16 protein-coding genes are annotated in these 18,331 nt (G+C 41.9%); 15 read left to right on the top strand and 1 reads right to left on the bottom strand.

The genetic code is table 11. The annotated features are described in order from the left end of the window. Nucleotides 1–144: 144 nt before the first annotated feature. From LPB68_RS16740 to LPB68_RS16760, 5 genes are read left to right on the top strand one after another with little or no spacing between them, the layout of a single operon-like run. Nucleotides 145–402: a hypothetical protein gene (locus LPB68_RS16740; protein ID WP_232510312.1), complete on the top strand. Its 258-nt coding sequence runs from the start codon at nucleotides 145–147 to the stop codon at nucleotides 400–402. A gap of 14 nt (nucleotides 403–416) precedes the next feature. Continuing rightward, nucleotides 417–1,775 carry a tripartite tricarboxylate transporter permease gene (locus tag LPB68_RS16745; protein ID WP_068661122.1) on the top strand — a complete coding sequence of 453 codons (1,359 nt, stop codon included), beginning with the start codon at nucleotides 417–419 and terminating at the stop codon, nucleotides 1,773–1,775. 40 nt (nucleotides 1,776–1,815) lie between these two features. Beyond that, nucleotides 1,816–2,757: a mevalonate kinase gene (gene mvk / locus LPB68_RS16750; protein WP_068661123.1), complete on the top strand. Its 942-nt coding sequence runs from the start codon at nucleotides 1,816–1,818 to the stop codon at nucleotides 2,755–2,757. Then, nucleotides 2,750–3,724, top strand: coding sequence for a diphosphomevalonate decarboxylase (gene mvaD, locus LPB68_RS16755; protein ID WP_068661124.1), 975 nt, complete (start codon nucleotides 2,750–2,752; stop codon nucleotides 3,722–3,724). The genes mvk and mvaD overlap by 8 nt, the downstream gene beginning before the upstream one ends. Nucleotides 3,725–3,758: 34 nt before the next feature. Next, nucleotides 3,759–4,835, top strand: coding sequence for a phosphomevalonate kinase (locus LPB68_RS16760; protein ID WP_232510313.1), 1,077 nt, complete (start codon nucleotides 3,759–3,761; stop codon nucleotides 4,833–4,835). Between the two features lie 35 nt (nucleotides 4,836–4,870). Here the strand turns inward: LPB68_RS16760 and LPB68_RS16765 are convergent, their stop codons facing one another. Then, nucleotides 4,871–5,653 (bottom strand): alpha/beta fold hydrolase, encoded by a 783-nt coding sequence (locus LPB68_RS16765; protein WP_068661150.1) that lies wholly within the window; start codon nucleotides 5,651–5,653, stop codon nucleotides 4,871–4,873. Between the two features lie 159 nt (nucleotides 5,654–5,812). On the opposite strand from LPB68_RS16765, the gene LPB68_RS16770 reads away from it, so the two are divergent. The 10 genes from LPB68_RS16770 to mmsB all read left to right on the top strand — a co-directional run bounded on the left by LPB68_RS16770 (nucleotide 5,813) and on the right by mmsB (nucleotide 17,866). After that, entirely contained in the window at nucleotides 5,813–6,316 is a 504-nt protein-coding gene (locus LPB68_RS16770) for a DinB family protein (RefSeq protein WP_068661125.1), read from the top strand. 135 nt (nucleotides 6,317–6,451) lie between these two features. Continuing rightward, the gene (locus tag LPB68_RS16775; protein ID WP_068661126.1) at nucleotides 6,452–7,549 is read left to right on the top strand and encodes a PRK06851 family protein; all 1,098 of its coding nucleotides are present in this window, start codon (nucleotides 6,452–6,454) and stop codon (nucleotides 7,547–7,549) included. 198 nt (nucleotides 7,550–7,747) lie between these two features. Beyond that, a complete protein-coding gene (locus LPB68_RS16780; protein WP_068661127.1) occupies nucleotides 7,748–8,986 on the top strand; it encodes a cation:proton antiporter in 1,239 nt (412 codons plus the stop codon). Further along, entirely contained in the window at nucleotides 8,983–9,471 is a 489-nt protein-coding gene (locus LPB68_RS16785) for a cation:proton antiporter regulatory subunit (RefSeq protein ID WP_068661128.1), read from the top strand. The genes LPB68_RS16780 and LPB68_RS16785 overlap by 4 nt, the downstream gene beginning before the upstream one ends. 156 nt (nucleotides 9,472–9,627) lie before the next feature. After that, entirely contained in the window at nucleotides 9,628–10,641 is a 1,014-nt protein-coding gene (locus LPB68_RS16790) for a substrate-binding domain-containing protein (protein WP_068661129.1), read from the top strand. Continuing rightward, complete coding sequence (locus tag LPB68_RS16795; RefSeq protein ID WP_232510314.1) at nucleotides 10,616–12,466, top strand: cache domain-containing sensor histidine kinase; 1,851 nt, start codon at nucleotides 10,616–10,618, stop codon at nucleotides 12,464–12,466. The genes LPB68_RS16790 and LPB68_RS16795 overlap by 26 nt, the downstream gene beginning before the upstream one ends. Nucleotides 12,467–12,512: 46 nt before the next feature. Next, entirely contained in the window at nucleotides 12,513–13,730 is a 1,218-nt protein-coding gene (locus LPB68_RS16800; RefSeq protein ID WP_068661131.1) for a response regulator transcription factor, read from the top strand. Between the two features lie 216 nt (nucleotides 13,731–13,946). Further along, entirely contained in the window at nucleotides 13,947–15,035 is a 1,089-nt protein-coding gene (chvE, locus tag LPB68_RS16805; RefSeq protein ID WP_068661132.1) for a multiple monosaccharide ABC transporter substrate-binding protein, read from the top strand. A gap of 131 nt (nucleotides 15,036–15,166) precedes the next feature. Further along, the gene (mmsA, locus tag LPB68_RS16810) at nucleotides 15,167–16,696 is read left to right on the top strand and encodes a multiple monosaccharide ABC transporter ATP-binding protein (RefSeq protein WP_198402184.1); all 1,530 of its coding nucleotides are present in this window, start codon (nucleotides 15,167–15,169) and stop codon (nucleotides 16,694–16,696) included. Between the two features lie 6 nt (nucleotides 16,697–16,702). Then, complete coding sequence (gene mmsB / locus LPB68_RS16815; RefSeq protein ID WP_068661133.1) at nucleotides 16,703–17,866, top strand: multiple monosaccharide ABC transporter permease; 1,164 nt, start codon at nucleotides 16,703–16,705, stop codon at nucleotides 17,864–17,866. Nucleotides 17,867–18,331: the final 465 nt, after the last annotated feature.

Consider the following 18,331-nt stretch of genomic DNA (forward strand, 5'->3'; position numbering starts at 1 on the left):
TGTACTTTTGCTCATTATCTCATTATAGTGTAATATTATTTTGTTGATAACTATTCTCAATTAGATGTATAAGGATGTGGTGATAGGTTGTTTGCATAGGTATTATTAATGAATGATAGAAATTGAGAAAGGTGAATGGATATAATGAAAGATAAAATAAACATGGTTGAGGTATGGGGAGACGTTGTCGAGTTAAAAAGTTTAGTATTGGCAATTATGATTGCTAGTGTCTCAACGATGGGAGCCTATTTCCTTGCTCCAGGTGATAATCGAACTAGTCAATTACTCTTTGGTCTAGCGGGTGCAGTCATCGGATTTATTATTTCAACAGTCTTAATTAAACCGAAACGTATCCTTACGTTGGAGGAGAATCAAGAAGAAGACAAACAAGATAGAGGGTAAGGAGAAATTATAAAATGGATATTTCATTATTTATTCAAATGGTTGTCGCTGCTATAGTGGCGGTCGTATTATATACATTTATAGGCTTTGTACCAGGTACGGATGAAACATCTGTGTTAATGCCGATTACCTTAGCCATTATTTTAGCTGGAACAGAACCTATTGTCGTATTGACCTTTTTTATCTCAGCTGTTATTACGTTGAACTTAACGAATGCTATGCCAACGGCACTTGTAGGCTTACCGGGTGGGGTTATGTCCAGTCCAATGATTGAACATGCTTTATATTTGAAGAATCGTGGTTTATCCACCATTACAATCAAGAAAATGGCTGCTGGCTCTTTAATCGGAACTGTCATTTCTATTCCAGTTGCTTTATTACTGGCTAACTTATTGACACCGTTCGCTACCACCATTAAACCTTATGCACCACTTTTATTCGTTATCGGGGCAGTCTTTCTATCCCTGATCGGCAAACATAAAATATTAGCACTATTCAGTATTATACCTTTAGCGATGTTATTCCAAAGTTTACGTCATCTGTATTGGGGAACCGGCGTGGTAGCAGAAGGTAGTAATATCACCACTTCATTCTTCTTGGGGATCACCATTGGTCCACTAGTTATTTCGCTCTTTTCTTTATTGAATAAGCAGACTCGGGCAGGCATGTTGACAGACAAATTGAAGAATATCACAATTCCTAACGATTTAAATGCTGAGAGAACATTAAATCCTTTCAAAATCTTATCTAGACAAGAATTGAAATCAGCGTCTTTAGCATCGCTCGTGTCTAATTTCATATTTGTGTTAAGTCCAGTTGGTCTAGTCATTCTTTTCGGTGAGGCTGTGGCGAAACGTAAGAAAGATCCAGTCGAGAAAGCATCTACTGCGATCACGACAATGAGCGCTTTAGCGCATTCTACCTATCTTTCAGGCATTATCATTCCTTTGATCGCCTTAGGGATTCCTTTGTCGCCAACAGCGATCGGACCCGGAGGAGCCTTGTTTAATGCACCACCCATTTTTACGATAGATCATAACCTTCACCATATTTTGAGTAGAGGGGAATTCGTGTGGGCTATTGTGGTTGGGGCAATCATCTCAAGTGTCATATCCTATGTAATCATCATTAGATATGCAGGCCGAATTTCAAAATTTGTATTAACTAGAATTCCACATGAAGCTGTGTTAGGATTATTTATTTCCTTTATATTATTGTTAGCTTACATGGATGCTGGGGTCATTAATATATTTGGTGTCTTGTTGATTGGGATTACTTGTGGAACATTGAATAAAATGGGCGTGAATTATGGTATACAATTTATGACTTTATATGCAGCCCCATGGATTATTGAGAAATTAGTTGGTTTATAATGTGTTTTTGAACATCCACTTATAAAAAAGGAGTAAGGTTATGATAGCAACAGGTAGAGCAAATGGTAAAATCATTCTCATGGGAGAACATGCTGTAGTCTATGGAGAACCGGCTGTAGCCATCCCTTTTCCGGCAGCTTCCATCGAGACGACGATTAAGCAAACTTCAGGACCGGTCATGTTAGATTGTGTATTCTATAACGGTTCACTCGCGCAGGCACCAGATAGGTTGCTCAGCTTGTCGACTGTCATCACATCAACGGTAACGGAATTGCAACAGCCACTGACCAATTTCAGCATTACGATAGAAAGTACCATCCCACCAGAACGAGGGATGGGCTCAAGCGCCGCTGTTGCTGTTGCGACCATCCGTGCTCTTTACAATTATTTCGATCAGCCATTATCCACAGCCAAACTATTGGAATTGACTCATATTTCTGAAGTGATTGCTCATGGGAACCCAAGTGGCCTTGATGCAGCAATGACAAGTGGCAAGGAACCCCTTTACTATAAGAAGGGGCAGCCTAATGAAGCTTTTCCACTTCAACTGAATGCTTATTTGGTTGTAGCAGATACCGGTGTTACAGGTAAGACTAGAGAAGCTATAGAGAGTATTTCCTTATTGCGTCAAACATCTCCTGTTCAGACGGAGGAGAAAATCCATTACTTAGGTGAATTAGCCAAACGAGCGAAAGTAGCCATTGAAACCAATCGTCCTGTAGAATTAGGACAATATATGAGTCGTGCGCATGAAAGTTTATCATTTCTAGGAGTCAGTAATGAAATTCTTAACGACTTGGTTGAAGAGGCGCTGGCAGCTGGTGCTTTAGGAGCTAAATTAACCGGCGGCGGACGCGGAGGTTGTATGATTGCGCTCGCATCGGATGAGGAAATGGCCAATCAAGTTGCACAAGCTTTGCTAGAAGCTGGAGCGGTCAATACTTGGGTGTATCGAATGGGAGATGAGTCGTTTGATGATTGAGAAAAAGGTCCGTGCATATACCAATATCGCCTTAATCAAATATTGGGGAAAGCGCAATGAAGAGGTTATTTTGCCAACGAGTAGTAGTCTTTCACTGACACTCGATGCCTTTTATACTGAAACCGCAGTTTCCTTAGCAACAGGGGCGGAGAAAGATATTTTTTACTTAAACAATACTTTACAATCGGTAGCAGCAACTGAGAAGGTGAGTCGGTTCTTGAATCTGTTCAGAGAAGCTACCGGGATCCAGACACCTTCTGTCATTAGAAGTACCAATTATGTCCCAACGTCTGCGGGGCTGGCATCTTCTGCATCGGGAATGGCAGCATTAGCGGGTGCGGCTAATTTGGCATATGGCCTTAATTTAGATCCCAAAGAACTATCGAAATATGCTCGTCGGGGTTCCGGTTCGGCTACTAGAAGTATATATGGTGGTTTTGTCGAATGGCAGATGGGGACATCTGCAGATGATTCTTACGCTGTTCCGATTGATGATGCTAACTGGGATATCGGAATGGTAGTTATTGTCGTTAACAGCCAAAGAAAAGCGATCTCAAGTCGTATTGGCATGAAGAACACCGTTGAAACGTCACCTTTCTATGCTGGCTGGTTGGAAAGTACTGCCAAAGATTTGGTGGAGATCAAAGAAGCCATTCGTACGCGTGATTTCCAAAAGGTAGGCGAGATTACGGAAAGTAATGGGATGAAAATGCATGGTACGATGTTAGGTGCCAATCCACCGCTATCCTATTGGGAACCCAATAGCATCATGGCTATGCAAATGGTGAGGCAATTACGTAATGAGGGTATTCCATGTTACTTTACGATGGATGCTGGTCCTAATGTTAAGGTGTTATGCCGTTTATCCGATAGTGATAAGATTAAAACTAAGCTGGCAGAAATATTCGATCCAGAACAATTAATTATTGCTGGACCAGGACAAGCTTTGCAGGTCATAGCTGAATAAATGGTGTAAGTCTTACGAAGGAAGGAACCTAAGAATGATGATTGAAGCTTCTGCACCCGGAAAATTGTATATCGCGGGAGAGTATGCGGTCGTTGAACCAGGGCACCCTGCCATTCTTGTAGCAGTAGATCAGTTTATTACCGTATCACTAGAACAAACAGAACATGTCGGAAGTCTAACTTCTTTTCAATATGGCAATTTGCCTGTGTTATGGAGACGCCATAATGACCTCTTAGTATTGGATAAACGAGAGAATCCTTTTCACTATATATTAGCAGCCATTAATATAACCGAAAGCTATGCCAAAGAATTTGGTAAAGAGCTCTCATTCTATCATTTAACGGTTGATAGTGAATTAGATAGTTCAAAAGGGCGGAAATATGGTTTAGGCTCGAGTGCGGCCGTCACTGTAGCTACAGTAAGAGCTTTATGTCGTTATTACGGTTTAACGGATACCAATGTGGCAGTCTTCAAACTGGCTGCATTAGCTCATCTATCGATTAAAAGTAATGGGTCTTGCGGGGATGTTGCGGCAAGCGTGTATGGGGGATGGTTAGCATACACTACTTTTGATCGAGCATGGGTTCTGGAGCGACAAGGGGAGAATAGAAGTGTGAAAGAGATGATACAGATGGATTGGCCGCATCTCTCCATTACGCCACTAACACCTCCAGAAGATTTACGTTTAGTGATTGGCTGGACGGGCTCTCCTGCATCAACTTCTGATTTGGTGGATCAGGTCACGACCAAACGGAAGCGTGATCAGATGGCTTACGACATCTTTTTAGAGGAAAGTACTGTATGCGTTAATCGTATGATTAACGCATTCTATGCTGGAGATATTGGAACCATACAGAATCAAATCAGAAGAAACCGTCAATTGTTGCTTCGAATGAGCAAAGATACGGGGGTAACGATTGAGACTCCTGCGTTAACCCAATTATGTGATGTAGCAGAAACCTATCATGGTGCAGCCAAATCATCCGGAGCAGGTGGTGGAGATTGTGGTATCGTCATCATGTACCGCAAGGAAGGCCTGTTGCCACTTATCACTGCGTGGGAGAGCGAAGGGATTATGAATCTCCCACTTAACGTGTATACCAAGATTTGAAAATGTAGAGTGAATCGACTGAAAATTGAGATCATTTATCTATAAATGTGGCTGGTACGGTGGATAAACGTTTCAATCAGCTGATTTAATGAACTAGGCGCTTTTGTGGGGATACGATGATCGGTATTTTTAAAGAAAACAAGCTCACTCATGGGTAATTGTTGATGTAACATAGCGGCATAGGGGTGAAAATGCTTATCTTCTTCTCCATATGTAAGTAGGACAGGAAGATGAATGTTGTGTAGCTGTGAAGTACAGTTATACGCCAGGCTATATCGATAATACTGTTCTGCATTTTGGGCATTTCCTTTTTTGGCATCTAAGAATAACTTATAGAGCAAAGACATATTGGTTGATTGTCCTATGGCAAGCGAAAGAGCGATCGTTCCGATTGCATTAAGTTTAGCGAAAGCAACACCTAGACAGATCTTCTTCCATAACCGCCAATCGTTCACTTCGGACATTCCACCTATGATGATGCCACCCCATGCGCGTTCAGGGTAGGTAAGGAGAAATTCTAGAGCTACCGAGCCACCTGTTGAATACCCACATAAGAAACATTTATCAATATGAAGCTGATCCATCAAACATTTAATATCTTCAACGATCAATGGATAAGTGATCGCCTGTTGAGACGGTTCGCTCTTACCATGTCCCCTAATGTCAAAAGCAATGGTGCGAAAATGCGGTGATAACCCCTGAATCTGATAGGTGAAATTCAAACTTGTAAGTACAGGTGGATGTATAAAAAGAATAGGTGTTCCTTGTCCGCGATCAATATAATACAGGGCATTTCCTTGAATGTTAGCGATTGGCATCATCTCATAACCTTTCTAATGATCATTTGGTCATCAGTTTGCCCTGGTAAGACTTCTTACATTCAAATTAATGAGTATTTGATATGAGGTACCTAAGTATTGTAATATTTAGTTGTAAGAAATTTACCGAAATATAACCATTATGATGGAGGCGATTACATGCTCATAACCGTTGAAAGAATTCTAACCCATTGGGAACAAGAGAGTGAATCTACGCAAAAGATATTAGATGCACTTACAGATGAATCGCTTAAACAGGAAGTATCGCCGAAAGATCGGACACTTGGTCGGATTGCATGGCATGTCGTTACATCGCTTGGAGAAATGATAGGACGAACAGGACTTAAGTTTGAGGCTATTGCCGAGGAAGCACAAGTTCCGCAAGTAGCTCGTGAAATGGCAGAAGCATATCGTACTTCTAGTGCTGCGATCGTAGCGGCAATCCGTGCTCAGTGGACCGATGCAACACTTAATGAAGAGGTAGATATGTATGGTGAGATGTGGACCATTGCAAACACCCTTGATATTGTGATCAAGCATCAGACACACCACCGTGGACAAATGACGGTACTTATGCGCCAAGCTGGGCTAACGGTTCCGGGTGTATATGGTCCTTCGAGAGATGATTGGGCTACATATGGTGAACAACCTCCAGAATTATAAAGTGCAAAGATTCAGAACAAAGAGAACGGATGAATAAGCAGGATGTCTGCTGTTCATCTTTTTTTTGAATGCACATTCTGGGCTAGTAAATAATACGATGTAAGAGAGGTATTAGCTGAGAAGGGCGTGGTGACGATGGTTGGGACGATCAAAGATTTCTATGCTGGTGGTAATACGGCACATGGTTTCGTGAGTTTGATGGAATCATCATTACAAGGTTTAGATCGTATTTATATCCTGTTAGGGCCTTCAGATACGGTAAAGTCTGATTTGATTCAGAGTATGGCTAAGGTTATGACATCGTTCGGATATGAGTGTTGGCGTATTCATAGTGCTGCGGATAATGAGTCTCTGGATAGCGTAGTTATTCCTCTTTTGAAAATCGGGATGATCGTGGGGAAAGATGATTACATCAATAATCTGGTACTGACAGAAGGCACCTTGCAGTATATCGATTTGGGAGATGCTTGTGACCTAACTTTCTTAAATCAACAACAGGAAACAATAACAAGATTGAATGATCAGATGGAACAAATCTATCAACAAGCATATGCTGGATTCGCAGAAGCACTTCGTATTCATGATGAATGGGAAGCACTATATATCGCACATATGAATTTTCAAGAAGCTAATGAGTTGACGAATGAATATGTGGATACACTTTATGGTGATAGAAGACTCCAGAAGGAAAGCCGAGTAGATCATCGCTTCTTGGGTGCTGCCACTCACACAGGTGCAGTGGATTATGTGCCTAACCTGACCCAAGGATTGAAGAGGTATCTCATGAAAGGGCGACCAGGATCTGGTAAATCTACGATGCTCAAGAAGATAGCTGCTGCAGGGATTGAGAGAGGTTTCGATATTGAAATCTATCATTGTGGTTTCGATTCCAACAGTCTGGATATGGTCATCGCAAGGGATTTAGGTTTTGCCATATTCGATAGTACAGCACCACATGAATACTTCCCGGATCGGGCCACCGATGTAGTCGTGGATATGTATACACGTTGTATAGATCCTGGAACGGATGAAGTCCATGCGGAAGTTATTGGTGTAATCAAGGAGAGATATAGCACTCAAATGCAACAATCGATTCAATATCTAACCCAAGCCAAAGCGATTCAAGATGAATTAGAAGAAATCTATACACATTCTTTAGACTGTTCTATCATTGATCGTATAAAGGATGAGATTCAACATGAGATCACTGATATAGCAGCATTGGCGAAATGAGGAGAAATACGATACGAACAAACTCAAAGTAGGTGTCAGCAATATGACATTCTGAAATAAGTCACCTTACTAAAGGGACTAATTATCGGATTGTCTTTTTTTGGTTCAGTATTTCCATTAATAAACTTGGTTACCAATGCTCGATCATGTATAATGTAAGATTAGTTTCAACATAAATAGGGAGGGAGAACACATTGTATGGATCATATGATTTTTGAGGTTGGAACCGCTTTATTATTAATAGCAATTGCTTCTTTATTGGCTGGAAAATTAAAGATATCCATTATACCATTTTTAATTATACTTGGAATGGTAGTCGGACCACATGCGCCATCAATTGGTATACTCGATTTCACATTTATTGAGAGTGAGGAGATTATTTCATTCCTAGGACGTATAGGAGTTTTGTTTCTTCTATTCTACATAGGATTGGAATTCTCCGTTTCGAAACTGGTCAAGTCCGGCCGTAATATTGTATTTGGAGGAACAATATACGTTGTATTGAATTTCGTGATTGGATTAGTCTATGGTTTATTGGTAGACTTCCCGTTGTATGAAACCCTGATCATTGCAGGTATGCTATCTGTGTCGTCAACTGCAATTGTAGCGAAAGTATTGGTTGATCTTAGACGCACAGGTAATTCAGAAACAGAGTTAATATTAGGAATGGTTTTATTCGATGATCTTTTTCTTGCTGTGTTCCTATCAGTTATGTCAGGGCTACTTCTTGGAGGAGCAACATCCATTGGAGGAATTCTCCTATCTGTTGGGATCTCTATGGGCTATATGCTCTTGTTCTTTATTATTGCAAAAGTAGGGACTCCTCTATTAAATAAGCTGTTAAATATTACTTCAAATGAAATCTTTATTATCGTCGTATTTTCTTTGTTGTTCTTCATTGCAGGTTTTTCAGAAAAGCTGCATGTAGCGGAAGCAATTGGCGCGTTATTATTCGGCCTTGCTTTATCTGAAACGAAACATAGTAAAAGAATAGAGCAACTTGTTATTCCATTTCGGGATTTCTTCGGAGCTGTTTTCTTTTTCAGTTTTGGATTGAGTATTGATCCATTAACCTTAGGTGATGCTGCATGGATGGCTATCGGTGCCGTTGTACTGACCATCATAGCTAACGTGGTATCAGGAATGATAGCAGGCCGGAAGGCGGGATTGTCCCATAAGGCTTCTACGAATATCGGGCTTACCGTTATGGCACGTGGGGAGTTTACCATTATTGTTGCTAATTTAGGTATAACAGCTGGACTAATGCCGTTATTGAAGCCGTTTTCTGCACTTTATGTACTAATCTTGGCTATTCTAGGGCCACTGTTGGCAAAAGAATCTAAGCATATTTATAGTGGTTTAAATAAAATTTTCAAATGGAGCAAACCAAAAGAAAAGGCAAAAAAACTAGGATATACGGAGGATGTTGAAAAATGAGTATTATTAAAGAAACGGATCTACCGGGAATCGGCAGGAAATTTCAGGTTGAAACGAGTTCAGGTGATAAAATTGTGATTGTTATTCATGATGATGGTAGAAGAGAATTATATCACTTCGAAGATAATGATCCGGAGGAAAGCATCTCACAAGTAACCTTAGAAGATGAGGAAGCAAGACAGATTGCGGCTATTATTGGTGGAATGAGCTATAAGCCAAAAGCTTTAGAAACGGTTGAAATATCCCTTGAAGAGTTAATTATTGAATGGTGCAAAGTGGAACCACACTTCAAGTGTGTAAATAAAACTATCGCTGAAATGGGAGTGCGTCAAAGGTCAGGTGCTACGATCCTTGCCACGGTTCAGAAGAATAAACAAAGTGTCAACCCAGGACCGAATGATGTATTACTTGCTGATATGACCCTTGTCATGGCTGGAGAAAGAAAGCATATTAAGTTACTTAAAGAGCTCTTGTTAAATGGATAGTATAATCTTAAAGGCAGGAGAGGCTTTACGGAGGAGACTTCTGTGAAGCCTCTTTGTTCCTATTTTCCACTAAGAAGATGTTTATTTTGTAAAAGTAAAAGGGTATGATGAGCATGGGTTTAGTTCATCTTATTCATGATTGAAAGGGGTTACATGATGAAAAAACTGTGGCTTGTGTATGTCCTGCTAATCGGAATCTTCATCGTATATGTGTTGAATTATAAGCTACAGGCCCAATCAACTGAACCGTGGGATACGACAGGACTGCGTGGAAATATAGAGGATACCTATGTTATGGTGACATTCCAGAGTGGCATTGACTATTGGAAAAGTGTACTTAAAGGCTTCGAGGACGGGGCGGAAGAATTGAATGTATCGGTGGAATATCATGGCTCTACCCAGCATGATGCCAATGAACAAATGACGGTACTTGAACAGGTGATCGCCAAGAAGCCGGCGGGAATTGCCATCTCAGCGGTGAACTCCAAGCTGCTTACCGCTACGATCAACAAGGCTGTTGAAAGCGGTATACCGGTTGTGTTATTTGATTCAGGTGCCCCTGACAGCAAAGCCTATTCCTTCCTTGGAACGGATAATTACAATGCTGGAATAGAGGCGGCGCGTACCATGGCTGAGCTTACGGATGCCAAGGGAGCTGTCGCGATTGTGACAACACTCGATCAGCATAATCATCAGGAGCGCACAGATGGCTTCCGTGACACGATTACAAGTGAATATCCTCAGATGACTGTCGTTGCTCTTGAGGATGGACGAGGAGATCAAGTGTACTCTAGACAGGCAGCAGAATGGGTATTATCTCAATACCCTGATCTCGCAGGTATCTTCGCTACTGAATCGAATGGGGGAATTGGGGTCGCTGAAGCGGTAGAAGCATATAAGGGAAAGGGTTCATCACCGCGTATCATCAGTTTTGATACGGATAAGGGTACTCTTGATCTGGTGAAAGAAGGAACGATCTCTGCTACCATGGCTCAAGGCACTTGGAATATGGGATATTGGTCGCTGATGGAATTGTTTCAACTACATCGTGGTCTTGCCGATGAACCTTCAGCCTATTCCCATAACGAACTCTTGCCAGTCCCGGATAAGGTAGATACCGGCATCGATGTGGTTACCAGGGCTAATGTGGATCAATATTATGCTCAATAATCTACCGATTCGTTATAAGCTTATTGTGCACTTTCTACTCATTAGCATCCTGCCATCCATCGGATTAGGTCTCTTAATCGGTTGGAGTGTAGATCGAATTGTCGAGAAACAGAGTAACGAGAATACCATGCAACTGATCGGTAAAGTCAATGTGGCTCTGGAGAATGAATTTGAGAATTTACAGAAGACTTCGTACCTCATTTCGTTTGATCCAGGTGTGCAGAGATTCTTGGATGGTCATAAGAAGCAAGAGCGTTCAGGGGATAATGAGATAAATAATGGTGAATCTGCCGAATATAATATCAGCAAGTTTCTTCAGGGCTTTACGACGCTAAGCTCTGAAATTGCAGGGATTATGATTGTGAATAGCGAAGGGGATTTCATCAGTAACGAGATGTATACCCGTGCAGGCACTAGCCTAACTGATGAAGCATGGTATAAGGAAGCGGTTATGAATAAGGGGATTTTCAAAATCATTGGTTCACCATATGCGCGAACCGTGTTATCACATGCGGATTACAGGGAGAATGAAGTGGTGTCTGCTGTAAGGGCCATCATTGATCCTGAGACTCAAGTCGTACAAGGTGTCGTGCTCGTGGATTTGAAACTTCGTGTAATTGCGGAGACAGCCAGAGATGTTACGCTTGGTAAAACAGGTTATCTGACGGTCGTGGATGATCGTGGGAATATTATTTATGCACCGTCACATCCGTTAATAAATAATATTCCGATGGAGCTGTTCCAGGATACTTCAGGTATGATCTCTGAGATAGTAGATGATCGGGAATTACAACTGATTTATAGGACATCGCCATTTACTGGGTGGACTACAATGGGTGTCTTTCCAATGGATGAATCCGCATATGGTATCAGGGAAATAACGTTTAATGTGGTTACCTTTGTATTTGTGGTCTGTATGTTGGGGATGACAGCCTCCTTTTATTTAGCATATTCGATATCCCGTCCGATTGGTCAACTCGCGTCTTTTATGAGCAAGGCGGAATCCGGCGATTTAACGATCCGCTATTGGGGGGAGCGTTCTGATGAAATAGGGATGCTAGGACGAAGCTTTAATAAGATGCTGGCACAAATTGCTCGCTTACTCTCTTTGACAGAATTGCAGGAACGACAGAAGAGGGAAGCGGAACTAAGAAGTTTACAAGCTCATATTAAACCGCATTTTCTGTATAATACCTTGGATACGATACATTGGATGGCTCGTAGCAAAGGAGCTGAGGATATAGCGGAGGTTGTACAGTCACTTTCTAGGTTATTCCGTCTGGGGCTTAGCAAGGGAAGTGATATTGTTCCGTTGGCTGATGAGTTGGAGCATATTATTAGTTACTTGAAAATCCAGCAGGTTCGATATAGTAGTAAGCTTGCCTATAGCATTGATGCAGACCCACAGTTGCAAGAACTGTTTGTATTGAAGTTACTGCTACAGCCGATTGTGGAGAATGCGATTTACCACGGGATTAAGGAGCGTAGAGGCCCAGGTCATATTACTATTGAAGTCGCAGAACGAACAGGCAATCTATACTTAATCGTAAAGGACAACGGAGCGGGTATCCCACCGGAAAGACTCTCCATGATAAGACGTAAATTAGAGAGTGTGGGGGGAGAATCTGATGCTAGTATAACTGAACATCACTTACTTGGTGGTGAAGGTAGTGGGTATGGGATTCTGAATGTCCAGGCACGAATTCGACTTACTTATGGCCAAGAATATGGTCTTCAAGTGGATAGTGAATTAGGAGTAGGAACGACGGTCACTGTACGACACCCTATTGTTCGCGATAGTTATAACACGCGTAAGAGAACATAATGTTATGGTTGTGCAATAAGAGTCATGTACTTGGAGGTCACACGATATGGGATTCTGGAAGGTTATGATTGCAGATGATGAAGCTATTATCCGTGAAGGCATTAAGCGATCCGTAGACTGGGGAGAATTAGGGCTAACGGTCGTGACAGAAGCGGAGGATGGGGAAGAAGCGCTTGAGAATGCGATACAGCACGGTATCCATATTGCTCTCGTAGATCTGAATATGCCGATTATGCATGGGATCGAGTTGATGAAGAGACTTAGAGAGCAGTTGCCTGACTGTAAAATTGTAGTCGTTACGGGCCACGATGAATTTACGTATGCACAGGAATCGATCAGACTGCAGGTGAATGATTATATTCTGAAGCCTGCTGATCCGTTGCAGTTAACGCAGATTATGCGGGGGCTACGGGATGAACTTGAGGAAGAACGCCAGAAGAGTCTACATCTGAAGCAAGCCTCTAAGCAAATTCTGAAGAACTTCCCGTTACTACGCGAACGTTTCTGTCAGGAATGGCTAGATGGGAACCTGAGTCAACAGGAGATTATGGAACAGCTGCCTTTTTTACAATTACCTCAAGTGCGTCCTGAACTGTTAGGAATTATTCGCTGGAGAACGGAAGTACAGAATTCAGGGATGAAGGAGAATGAACGGCAGTTGTTCTTGTTCGCCATTGAGAATATTACACTGGAGTTATTAAGCGATTATCCCAAGGCTATGTTCCGTGATTCAACGGGTCTAATTGTAATTCTGCTATGGGACGGAGCTTCAGAAGCGATGTTGGCACGGGTGGAGCAGGAGGTGCGTACACACCTGAAAATTGCTATTGAAGTCGGTATTGAAGCTGTAGATGGGGGGATTACGGAATTATCCACCATTTACCGTAGATGCAGAGTTAACTTGTCCAGAGAGGCACCTCTATCACCGATCGTTCGCAGAGCCAAACAATATATGTTAGAGCATTATGGTGAGTACGGTTTGAATCTTGAGTCCATGGCAGGGATGTTGAAGACGTCCTCAGTCTATCTCAGCAGGCTATTCAAACAAGAGGTAGGATCATCCTTTGGTACTTATCTGACACAGATCCGAATTCGCAAAGCAGCTCAACTGCTGAATTCTACGGATATGAGCATTAATGAGGTTGCAGAGCGTTCTGGTTATGAGACTCAGCATTATTTCAGTACTGCTTTTAAAAAGCAAACGGGAGTATCACCGCTCCAATTCCGCAAAGGAGTGCTTCCAGAGGAAGATTCATCTATTTAGATAGAAAGAACTATAGCAACATGTCTATAGTTCTTTCTATCGGATAGAATCTTCTTTTTTTTGCCCTTTTTGAAAGCGTTAACAAAGGTTTGTTTTTTATAAAAATAGTAGTTTTAGTGTAAATACGATATCCTTCTTATCTTGCTATACTCAACTTGTCAGATGGAGCAAATGCTTCGTAAAGACAACAATATAGTTGTAGGGGGTAATGCAGGAATGAAGAAATATTCGTGGATGATGTTACTGATGGCATTCGTACTCATTATATCTGCTTGTGGTAATGGAAATGGTTCAAGTGGTAGTACCAATGGTGCTAACGGAAAAGTTGGGATTGCCATGCCGACCAAATCTTCGGAGCGTTGGGTAAATGATGGCAACAACATGGTGAAAGAGTTCGAAGCTCTGGGGTACGGTACGGACTTGCAGTACGCTGAGGATGTTATTGAGAATCAGGTAGCACAAATTGAGAACATGATCACCAAAGGTGTGAATGCTATTGTAATCGCTTCCATCGATGGCGAATCATTAACGGATGTGTTACAAAAAGCGCATGATGCGAACGTGAAAATTATCGCCTATGACCGTTTAATCAAAAAAAGTGAACATGTAGATTACTATGCAACTTTTGATAACTTCAAGGTAGGAGTACTTCAGGGCTCATACATTGAGGAAAAGCTTGGACTGAAGGATGGCAAAGGGCCCTTCAACATTGAACTATTCGGTGGTTCCCCAGATGATAACAATGCTTATTTCTTCTTCGATGGAGCTATGTCTATACTGCAGCCATACATCGAATCTGGCAAGCTTGTGGTACGTAGTAATCAGACTACAATGGCTCAAGTAGCTACCCTTCGTTGGGATGGAGCGGCAGCGCAAGCACGTATGGATAACCTACTGAGTGCGAATTACGCATCCGATAATTTAGACGCAGTTCTTTCTCCATACGACGGAATTAGTATCGGAGTACTTTCCTCACTGAAAGGAATTGGTTACGGTTCAGGAGATAAGAAGCTTCCTATAGTAACTGGACAAGATGCTGAGTTGGCTTCCGTGAAATCTATCCTTGCCGGAGAACAGACACAGACAGTATTTAAAGATACACGGGAATTGGCTAAAAAAGCAGTACAAATGACCGAGAGTGTGCTTAAGGGTACAGAAGCGGAAGTAAATGATACGACAACTTATGATAATGGTGTGAAAATCGTCCCTGCCTACCTATTGGAGCCAGTTACGGTTGATGCAGCAAATGTAGAAAAGGTACTCGTAGAAGGCGGTTACTATACGAATGAGCAACTAGCTGAGTAATTGGCCAAAAGCAATGATCTGGTAGATTACAATTCATCAGATTGATAAAAAGATGTGAATGGGGTAGCGGCTTGTAAAGGCCGCTTGCCGATTCCGTTATTACAGTCACAAGGAAAGCTGGGTGAGAAGCATTGACGGACTATATTTTGGAGATGAAGGGAATAACCAAAACGTTTCCCGGCGTCAAAGCGCTCGGAGATGTTAACTTAAAGATAAAAGAAGGCGAAATTCACGCTCTATGTGGTGAGAACGGCGCTGGGAAGTCTACGCTGATGAAAGTCCTCAGTGGGGTGTATCCATATGGAACCTATGAAGGGGAGATTTCATATAAAGGTCAGGTCTGTCAGTTCAAGGATATTAAAGATAGTGAAGACCTTGGGATCGTTATCATTCACCAGGAACTTGCACTGATTCCGTATTTGTCGATTTCGGAGAACATCTTCCTGGGCAACGAGCAAGCCAAGCGCGGTGTCATCAACTGGAACGAAACGACGGTCAAGACAGTAAAGCTATTACAAACCGTTGGCCTTAAGGAATCGCCGTTTACTCAGGTATCGACGATAGGTGTTGGTAAGCAGCAATTGGTAGAGATCGCGAAGGCACTCTCCAAAGAAGTGAAGCTACTTATCCTTGATGAACCGACTGCGGCGCTTAATGAGGATGATAGTGAGAACCTACTGGATCTTATTGTAGAGCTCAAGAAACAAGGGATCTCGTCCATTATCATTTCGCATAAATTGAACGAAATCGAGAAGATAGCGGATTCAGTAACTATACTACGTGATGGTCTGACGATACAGACATTGGATATGAAACAGGACAAGGTTACGGAGGATGTCATTATCAAGGGGATGGTTGGTCGGGATCTAACTCATCGTTACCCAGTGCGTACTCCACAGATCGGCGAGACCATCTTTGAAGTCCGTAACTGGGAAGTGTACCACCCGACGCAGCAGGACCGCAAAATGCTTGATAATATACATTTGCATATTCGACGGGGTGAAGTAGTCGGTATTGCTGGTCTGATGGGTGCAGGCCGAACAGAACTTGCCATGAGTGTATTTGGCAGATCATATGGTAAACGTATTAGTGGTCAGACATTTATGCACGGCAAAGAAGTTCATTTAACGGATATTAACAAGGCGATGGAGAACGGTTTAGCTTATGTTACAGAGGATCGGAAGCATTATGGACTCATTCTGATTGATGATATTAAACGCAACATTTCTTTGAGTAATTTGCAGAAGATTTCTAAATTTGGAGTTATTAACGAGAACGAAGAGGTGCTGGTCGCTGAGGAATACCGTAAGAAATTGAACATCAAGAGTCCAAGTATTCTGCAAAAAACAGTTAATCTCAGCGGTGGTAATCAACAGAAGGTAGTACTAAGTAAATGGATTTATACGCAACCGGATATTCTTATTCTAGATGAACCTACGCGCGGTATTGATGTAGGGGCTAAATATGAAATTTACTCTATCATCAATCAATTGGCGGCTGAAGGTAAGGGCGTACTGGTGATCTCCTCCGAACTACCGGAAATTATCGGAATGTGTGATCGGATATACATTATGAATGAAGGCCGTATTAGTGGAGAAGTGGAACGGCAAGACGCGACGCAGGAGACATTAATGAAATACATGACACGAAGCAGGGGGTAATACCATATGGGAGCCATAAGTGAATTGTTTAAAAAGAATATCCGCCAATACGGCATGATTATTGCACTTATCTTAATATCTATCTTATTTCAGATTCTTACAGATGGCATCTTACTTAAACCACTAAACGTAACGAACCTGATTCTCCAGAATAGCTACATTCTGGTACTTGCCATCGGGATGGTATTAGTTATTATAACGGGACATATTGATCTATCTGTCGGATCCGTGGCTGCCTTTATCGGTGCATTGTCAGCGATTATGATGGTCAATTGGGAGATGAATCCAGTCCTTGCAGTTATCCTATCTTTGTTGATGGGTGCGCTTGTTGGTGCTTGGCAGGGCTTCTGGGTAGCCTATATCAAAATACCTGCTTTTATCGTAACACTGGCCGGAATGTTGTTATTCCGTGGCTTGACGATGATTGTGCTGAATGGGCAGTCAATTGCCCCTTTTCCGAAATCATTTCAAAAAATAAGCTCTGGGTTTATTCCTGATTTGTTCAGTGGAAGTTCGCTACACATTCTTACGATGGTTGTTGGAGTTATCTTATCTGCACTTCTCGTATATCAGGAGTTCAGAATCCGTAAAACACAAGCAAAATACGGTTTTGAGCAAACTTCCCTCGGTGTATCTGTTGCGAAGACAGCAGCACTTGTTATTGTGATTAACTTATTCACCTTCGTGCTTGCTCAATATAGTGGAATACCAAACATCCTTATTATTCTGCTAGTATTGATCGCGATTTATTCTTTCGTCATGAAGCGGATGACCATGGGGCGCCATATTTATGCCATAGGTGGTAATGAGAAGGCAGCCAGCCTGTCCGGTGTAAAAACGAAGCGTGTTACGTTCTGGGTGTTCGTTAATATGGGTGTAATGGCAGCATTATCTGGACTATTATTCGCTGCCAGATTGAATTCCGCAACACCAAGAGCGGGGTTGAACTTTGAGCTGGATGCGATCGCTGCCTGCTTTATCGGTGGAGCTTCAGCAACAGGAGGTATCGGTACCGTCATCGGTGCGATCATCGGCGGTCTTGTTATGGGTGTTATGAATAATGGGATGTCTCTGATTGGATTAGGTGTGGACTGGCAACAAGGGATTAAAGGCCTCGTTCTATTGCTCGCAGTAGGATTGGATATTTACAATAAATCAAAAACATCATAATTGAATTTAGGTAAGAGTTGAAATGAACATATATGAATGAAAATTGACTTGGCCTGTGAATCTGTATGTTCCATAATGGAACTGCAGGTCACAGGCCGGGACTTTTTTGATTCTGTACGAACATCAAGGGACTATTGGAGCTAAACGATTGGTCAAGCTGGTGGTTCTTCATGCTATGAACAATTGGTGATACCTAGATTAGTTTGTTAATGGCTTTGAATACAATTCATTGTATTCGGGGCTTTTTTTTCAAATATAAGAAAGTATAAGTTTCACTTCATACTCTATATCTTATATTTCGGCAGAGACGGTTAGGCGTCCTTTAAAAGGACGGCCTAGCCGTTTCAGCTTGTGAAGTGATGAGTATGGATTTCGTGGATAAAGTGTCAAGCATTGGAGAGAATATTATCGTTTAATGTTTATTGATATGGGGTATGTGGTAATTAACATGAATATCCATATTGA

The sequence above is a fragment of the Paenibacillus crassostreae genome (genome assembly GCF_001857945.1).
Taxonomy (GTDB): domain Bacteria; phylum Bacillota; class Bacilli; order Paenibacillales; family Paenibacillaceae; genus Paenibacillus_AQ; species Paenibacillus_AQ crassostreae.